Annotated in this window: 3 protein-coding genes and 1 pseudogene; all 4 read right to left on the minus strand. The window is 62.6% G+C overall.

Annotated features, from left to right (window positions below; translation table 11 throughout):
* Nucleotides 1-5,751: DUF4347 domain-containing protein (locus VBE63_RS22475; protein ID WP_323685252.1), on the minus strand; the 5,751-nt coding region annotated here is incomplete at its 3' end.
* A gap of 150 nt (nt 5,752-5,901) precedes the next feature.
* A pseudogene (locus VBE63_RS31550) lies at nt 5,902-6,267 on the minus strand (tetratricopeptide repeat protein); the annotation flags it as partial.
* 302 nt (nt 6,268-6,569) lie between these two features.
* The gene (locus VBE63_RS22485; RefSeq protein ID WP_323685254.1) at nt 6,570-7,049 is read right to left on the minus strand and encodes an adenylyltransferase/cytidyltransferase family protein; all 480 of its coding nucleotides are present in this window, start codon (nt 7,047-7,049) and stop codon (nt 6,570-6,572) included.
* The coding region (locus tag VBE63_RS22490; RefSeq protein ID WP_323685255.1) for a hypothetical protein at nt 7,043-7,742 on the minus strand (700 nt) is incomplete at its 5' end. The genes VBE63_RS22485 and VBE63_RS22490, both read right to left, overlap by 7 nt.

Below are 7,742 nucleotides of genomic sequence, written 5' to 3' on the forward strand. Positions count from 1 at the left end.
ATCTTCGGTGAAGGTCGGATCAGAGCCGTTGGCCGAAAGCGTGGGCGCATCGTTGACCTCGGTGACCGAAATGCTGACAGTCCCGGTGGTGGCCGAGAAGGCGGTGCTGCCGCCGTTGCTGCTGGTGTCCGCCGTGGTACCGGGTGCACCGCTGCTCTGGTCCCAGCCACGTAGGGTCAGGGTCGCGGTCTCGTCGCTGACCCCGTCGGGCACATAGCGCAGCAGTTGGTCTGCATCCAGCAGCAGGGCCGCGGAGGCGCTCACCGCGCCCACCGCTGTCCAGGTGCTGCCGCCGTCGGTCGAGTATTGCCAGGCGCCGTTGCCCGTGGTTTCGGAGATGGCTGCCCCGGATTGCGCCGAGTCGCTGTCGCTGTAGCCCAGGCCGGATAGGATGGTGCTTACGGCGGTCGAGGTGCTGGTGGTGTCTTCGTCGGTGGCGGTGAGGGCGTACCCGCTGCTGAACGAGGTAACGGTGAAGTCGTCGATCACGCCCAGGCGGCTGCCGTTATTGGAGAAATAGGGATAGACCGTCAGCCCCTCGGTGAGATGGGTGTTGGTCAGGGTGGTGGAAACGGGATCCGCCGCCCGAGTCCCCACCACGCCAGAGGCATCGCTGTTCCAGATCTCGAAGCTGACCTCAAAGTTGTTGCTGCCAGTGGGGGTGATGGCATAGCTCAGCCGATACCAGTTGCCGGTGACCAGGGCATCCCCGCCGCTGGTGCCGGTCCAGGAGAGGTTGGTCTCGCTGTCGTCGTTGATGTACGACCCACCGCCGCCGTGAAAGCCGATGCCGAGGTTGAAGCCGTTGGTGCCCGCAGTGGTGGACCCAGGGAGGTTGCTGTCGTTGACCGCAAAGCCTAGGCCGCCATAGCCGCTGTTGCCAGAGATATAGGCGAAGGTCGATAGGGTGTAGGTCTCGCCGATGACCAGGGTGAGGCCTTGGTTGGCCGTCCAGACCTCGCTGGTGCCGCCGGGGATACTCACGCCGCCCCCGCCGGAGAGCCCGGCGGTCTCGCTCCAGGACATCACCGGCGTGGCGTTACCGTCGTTGAAGTTGCTGGTGAGGCTGTCGGAGGTCTCGAAGCCCTGGGTGGTCTCGCTGAGCACGCCGGCGAGGACGGGGGCGGTATTGGCCGATGTGGTGAAGTTGTAGGTAACGTTGTCAGCGATCGCGGCCAAGGTGTTGCCGGCGGCATCCTGGATCAGGTTGGCGCCGATCTGCACCGCATATTGGGTGTTAAATCCAAGCGCGCCGGTCGGGTTGATGGTCAGGGTATCGCCGCTGATGGCGATGCGCCCATCGCCGCTGCCGATCTCGGCAATACCGAAGGTTTCAACGAGCTGGCTATCGGCGACGTTGTACAGGCTGATGCTGCCGCTCGATCCCGGCGTAAAGTAGATGGATTCAGAGAACTTGAGCTGCAGCGACGCCGAAGCGGCCACAGAGGCGGCATCGTCCGCCGGTGTCGAGCCGGCGGCATCCAGCGTGGGTGCGGTGGTATCGGCCGCGTTCATGCTGAAGGTGACGGCTTCGTAGGCGTTGGTGCCGTCGTTGAGCGCTAGGGAGAAGGTGCGGTTACCCTCGGTGGGGGCGGTGTATTGTAGAAATGAAACAATCCATTCAACATCGGTGACGGTTACCGAACCGTTGAGATGAATAAGAAGCTCTTGCCCATCCTGGCCAGTTTTCGTGGCATCCACAAAACCTGAGCCTGTTAATGCCACCACGCCACCAGAACCGCTTGTAAGGAGTTCACCAGCTCCGATGTCTCCGTCACCACCTGATTTAATCCCATCAGTGTCAAAAGAGAAATCACCATCCGCCGTCCCCTCTATCTGGGAAATCAGTAGATAGCCGTTCGCAAAAGTGCCATTGCTTTCGTCTGTGGCGTGGGTGATGTCGACAAAATCACTCGAGTCGGCATCGACATATTCCGCCGTGCCGGGCGTAAAGCCGGTGCTATCCCCTTGCAGATTAGCAACCTTGCCGTCTGCCCCAGTATCGTTAAAGACGGTGACAATCAGGTCGGCCGCGTTGGTGCCGCTCTCTGAGCCAGTGGCGGTCACCGTCACCGCATAGGTGTTGTTGCCCGCGGTATCACCGTCATCGGTGGGACTCTCAAAATCTGGCGCGCTGGCGAAACTCAGAGCACCAGTCAGGGCATTGATGCTGAACTTGCCCGCGTCTTCGCCGCTGAGGCTGTAGCTGACGGTGCCGGTCAAACCGCTGAGATCCAGCGCCTCGCTCATGTCGCCAACGCTGGTGGTGTTCTCAGCGACGAACGGGGCGAGCAGGTTCTCGCCAAGACCGCCTGGGTCGACAATGCGGCCCAGGGTGGCATCGCTGTCCCATGGCCCGTTGTCCTGAATCGAGAAGCTGATGAGGGTCTGGCCGCCTTCCGTCGTTACGCTGTCGGCGAGATTGACCCATTTACCCTGATCGTCTTGCTTGAAGAAGCCCGAGACCTTCTTGCTGGCATCGACCTCCATGGTGATGGTGGCGGTGCCGCCCGCTGCAACGCCATCGAGTTCAAAACCGAATTGCCCCACTGGCATCTTCAGGCCGCGCGGGAGTCCGCCTGGCGCGGCGCTATTGGTCAGATCGGTCAAGCCGCCGTTGTTGGTGGTGAAGGTTACATCCGTATTACCGAGCGTATCGATCGTTCTTGTCGTGACGGGCGCATCCGCAAAGTCCACCGCCAGATCGTTCCTGGCGTAACTGATCACCTGGCTGGCGTCGGCGGTCGTGGTGAAGGCGCCATCCTGGAAGCTGATGCCCAGATTGCTGATGTCGTTGGCGTTCTCATGGGCGCTCGCCTGCCCGGCCAGGCGCAGGCTGATCTCGGTATCACTAACGAGGGTATAGACTGGCACCAGGCCGGCGGGCAGATTGCTGGTGCTGATCTTGCCAGCGCTGATCACATCATCGGCAAAGGTGTCAACCGCCAAGGTCAGGCTGAGAACGCTGTCGAGACTGCCGTCGTTGGCGCTCGATTCGGTAAAGGTGGCGGCGCTGTAGCTGATCTCCGGCGGGATGATCACCTTCAGGGTGGTGGTGCGTTGCACGGCGTCATCCGTGCCATCGTTGGCCACGACGCTGATGCTGCGATCACTGGTGTCGATATCAGCCTTGGTGTCGGTATTCTGATAGACCACACCGCGCAGGATCTCCTGATACACCGCTGAGCTGGCCGCGCCGCTGATGCTGAGCACACCGGTCGCCTCGGTGTAGCTCACCGTAAGGCCCGCACCGGTTGCGGCGGTCTGCGCGGAGCTATTCAGACTCAGGCCTTCTTTGTCATCACCATCGGGGCGATTGCTGAGGGTGACGGTGAGGGAGGCGAGCGTGGCGCTGTCACCATCGGTCAGGGTCGCATCGCTGTCAGTAATGGCGACGGCCGCGCCACCAGCGGCAAAGGTGGCGTTGTGATCGTTGCCGGCCGTGGTGGCGCTGAGGTCAATCACTGGGGCGTCGTTGACCGCTGCCACTGCTACCGTCGAGGTGATGTTGAGTGATGCCGTGTCGACCCCGCCGCCGCTGTCTTGCAGTGCGGTGATGGTGATGACCCTGTCATCAGCCGTGCTGGGGTTCTGGCTGCTGTTGCTGTAGCTGATGCCATTGATCAGTGTTTGCAGGTCGGCGGCGGATACCGTGCCGCCCGTCAAGGTGACGGTGGCCGTGCTACCCGATAGGCTGACGCTGTAGCTCAGGCTGTTGGTGGTTGTGTCGCCCTCCGTGTCATTGGCCAGCTCGATCATGCTGCCGTCGATGGTCAGGGATTCGGTGCTGTCAGTGACGTTGGTCACCGTCAGGGTCAGCCCGGTAAAGGTCTGGCCGTTTTCCACCGTGCTGGCCGAGGCCTCGCTGAACAGGGTGACGGCGCTGCCGTCTTCGGTGAAGGTGGGGTTGGAAGCGTTGGCGCTCAGGGTGGGTGCGTCGTTGACATCGGTCACCGTGATGGTGGAAGTCACTGGCTCCGAATCATCTGTGCCGTCGTTCACCACCCAGGTGATGGTGCGGTTGCTGGTGTTTGGGTTAGCGGTGTTGGTGTTCTGGTAAGTCACCGACTCCAGCGCGGCTTCGTATTCCGCCAGAGTCGCGGTACCGGTCAGGGTCAGCACGCCCGTGCCGCTGTTCCAACTACCGCTGATGCCGTTCTGGTTGGTAAAGCCCAGCACATCCTCGCTGCTCACATAGCCATCGGTGACGCTCACCGTGGCTGAAGCGATATCTGCACTGTCTGTATCGGACAGGGTCAGCGAGGTATCAATGACGCTGGCAGCATCGCCTTCGGTGAAGGCCAGGGTACCGCCCGCATCGGACAGAGCAGGTGGGGTGTTGACCGGCCCTACCGTGAAGTTGTAACTGGTGCTGTCTTTGATATCGGCGAAAGCATCCCCTGTCGATACGCTTACCAGCGCCGGTAAGGATCCAGAAGCGTTGTAAATATGCAGGTAATAACCACCCTCCGACAAATCGGCAAACGGGTTGATCGTGATCGTGCTTCCTGAAATGGCAGCAGTGCCGTCTTTATTACCATAAAAATCAAATGTACCGACCGCAATAAAATTCTCAATCAGAGTCCCGTTTGAGGCATAGATATCGATCGCCGATGAACTCTTAGCTCTTATATCCTCGCTGAAAACAAGAACAATGTTGGCAGCCCCGTCGCTAAAGGTGCCGTCATCGGCAGGGGTGGAGTCCGCGGTCACCAAGGTGGGGATGCCCAACACCCCCGGCCACTCGGGCACGGCCATTGCCGGTGTGCGCAAGGGCGCGCGGCTCACATCCAAAGACCAATGACCACTACCACTCGGGTGGCCCACCTTGTGACTGGCCGCCGCCACGGGCAGGCTGAGATTTGCACTCAGCGCCTCAACGAATTTTTGCCCGCGCTCGCCCTGGGCCACTTCGCAACCGTAGAGCAACACTTCGGCATCGGCCGAGAGGGCTGCGCGCAGGCGCAGCAGCGCGGGCTGATGCGCCTCCAGGGCTGCCAGGTCGAGCTTTTGTGCGCCCAAGTGCAGTTCGCCGGGCGCGCCGTGGGTGAGCAGGTGCAGGGCCTTGAATTGGCCCCAGCCGGGGTGGCGCTCCAGCACGGCGACCAGTTGGGGCAGCAACTGTTCACCGGGGGCCAGCAAGTGGGTTTCGATGTGCGGGGGGATGCCTGCGAGAAGATCATTCAAATGGGGCAGGTCTGCGGCCAGAAAGGCGATTTCGGGGCGGTTGATCGTGGCCATGAGCGTTTTCAACTCGGAAAATAGTAAGGTTAAAGGCAGCGTGTCTGGCCGACTCCGGTCAGGCAGCAGGGCAACCTGGTTCCTGAATGAAAGCGATTGGCTATCGCTGTGGAGAAGCTGGGGCAAGTCAGCAAGGCCCAGGGTGAAGGGGTTAGTTTGCGGGGTAAGGAAAACCGGGTCTTCGGCGGGCAGGTCGTTGTCGCTGATCTGCACCGTGAGGTTGGCGATGGCGAGGCCGTTGTAGCCGGCATGGCTGCTGCTAGCGCTGTGGCTGACGACACCAAAATGCGGGCCTTCGCCGATGGCGTCATCGACGGCGGTAACGGTAACCGTCTGCGGGGTATCGCAATTGGCGGTGTTGACGAACAGCAGCCGACCCTCGGGGGTGTCGGTGTCGGGCTGCCAATACAGGCCCATGGGTTTGTCGAGCAGGCGCTTCTGAATGGCGAGACGGCCGGGTTCTGCGTTGCGGCCAATCAGGAACAGCCGGTTGCTCTGGTAGGTGGTCAAAGCCAGGCTGATGGCTTGTTCGGTCAGCCAGCGCCAATCGGGGTGATAGGCGAGGCTTGGGGCGTTGAGTGCCATCAGGGTGGCGCTCTGGTGGAGATAGGCCGGGGCCGAAGCGGGCGCCAGGGCGAGTGCCTGGCGATAGGCCGCGATGGCGGCGTCGAGATCGCCTTGCTGTTGCAGGAGTCCGCCAAGGTTGCTGTGCAACAGGGCGCGCTCGGGGTCGAGGGCGATGGCCTGGCGCAGGCTGGTGATGGCCGACTCGAGTTGGCCGTCTTCCTGCAGGGCGGTGGCGAGATTATTGAGTGCCGGCACATGCTCGGGGGCAAGGCGGATGGCCTCGCGGAACTGCGCGATGGCCTCACGCAGCGCGCCCGCCTTGCGTGCGGCACGCCCGGCCTGAAAGGCGCGCGCACTCGGGCTCGGCGCGGGCGGGTCGCGAGGCAGCGGGCGGGGTGCGGCGGCGGCTGAAACGGTTGGCTTGCTCACAACAACGGCATACCAAGTTGAGCGATTCACGTTAAGACCCTTACCCTAGGGTGCGAAGCCCCGCGATGGGCGATCGCCAAGCGTCCTCATTCAGCATGATCACGACGCCGCTGCCGAACCTGAGCTGGGAGCGACAACCTGACCTTGTTATTTTACTTCGGCAGCATTCAATAAACGTCCAAAGATCAAGAAACTTGAGCGATATTTTTCGCCAAGCTTTTGCTCTTCGGCATTTAAAAAAGGATCTGCGGTTGACGCGTCCCAAACGGACCCGATCACGCGGGAGCCTATGAGCGGGACTTCGAGCGTCCTCTCTCGCCCGCAAACCTTGGCTAACAGCGATTGACCTCGGCGATGGTCGCGCCCAAGGCGGCGCAGCGGGCATGTTCGTCAGCCGCCAGGATGCGCTGGCGGATCAGGCTGGTGGAGATGCCGGCGGTGTAAGGCAACCAAAGGCAGCCGATGCCCCGCTGCGCCAACTCGGGTTCAAGCCGCTGCCAGCGCGCCGAGCCGCGCCAGTCATCGCCGACAACCATCAGGTCGATGCCCCAGGCGGCGATCCAGTCGGCACTGGCGACGGTTTGATCCAGGCCGATGTCAAAACGACACACCGCATCGACGCAGCTCAGGCCGGCGAGGAGTTCTTGGCGCTGATGCTCGTCGATCACCGGCGGGCGCTTGGTGCGGGCGAGCAAGGCATCGGCGCCGACCCCGACCTGGAGCCGATCGCAGCGCCGGCGGACGGCCTGGAGAAAGCGCAGGTGGCCGACATGCAGCAGGTCGAACACGCCAATGGTGCCGCCGATCAGCATGGCGTCCTGGAGCTGAACAGGGCCAACACCGGGTCGGCGGGATCAAGCCGGCCTAGCACGCGCAGCGTGCGGGCGAAGCGGGCCGGTCGACCTTGCACCCAGGCCTCGAGCAGTTTCAATCGGCCCCAAGCGCGGGTGTAGTCGTTGTAAGCGACCAGGGCCGGGGTTTCTAGGGTGGTGTCGAATTCGCTATCCGGGGTGCGCCAGTCCGGTCCATAGAGTTCGACGAGCAGGGATTCAGGCTGCGGAAGGTCCCAGTGGCGGCCGTGGGGATGATCGACAAGCGCGAGTTCAAACGGGCTGAACTGCAACAGCCTCCCCTGCTCGGGCGCGCGCCCGGTGGGCCACCAGCCACCGAGAATCCGCTGACGCTCAGGGTCGAAGGCGTAACCGAACAGATCCAGTGTCATGCCCGGCCCAGGCGCGGTGGCGCCCTGGACCAGGCAGCGGAAGTTGTCCGCGTTCACCGCCGTCCAGGCCGGGCGCCAACCGAGATGCTGCAAGGCGTTCAGGGCGGCTGGGAAAAACGCCATGGGCACCACGATGTCGAGATCCTTGTCGTGCGGCAGCAGCCGACCGTTGCGCACCAGACCGAGCAACACGCCACCGGAGGCGAAGGCGACGATGTTCTGGCTGGCTAGGGACACCAGAGTCTGGCGCAACAGGCGCAAGCCCAGCTCGCCATCGAAGGGT

It is taken from the genome of Lamprobacter sp. (genome assembly GCF_034860625.1).
In the GTDB taxonomy this organism is placed as follows: Bacteria; Pseudomonadota; Gammaproteobacteria; order Chromatiales; family Chromatiaceae; genus Lamprobacter.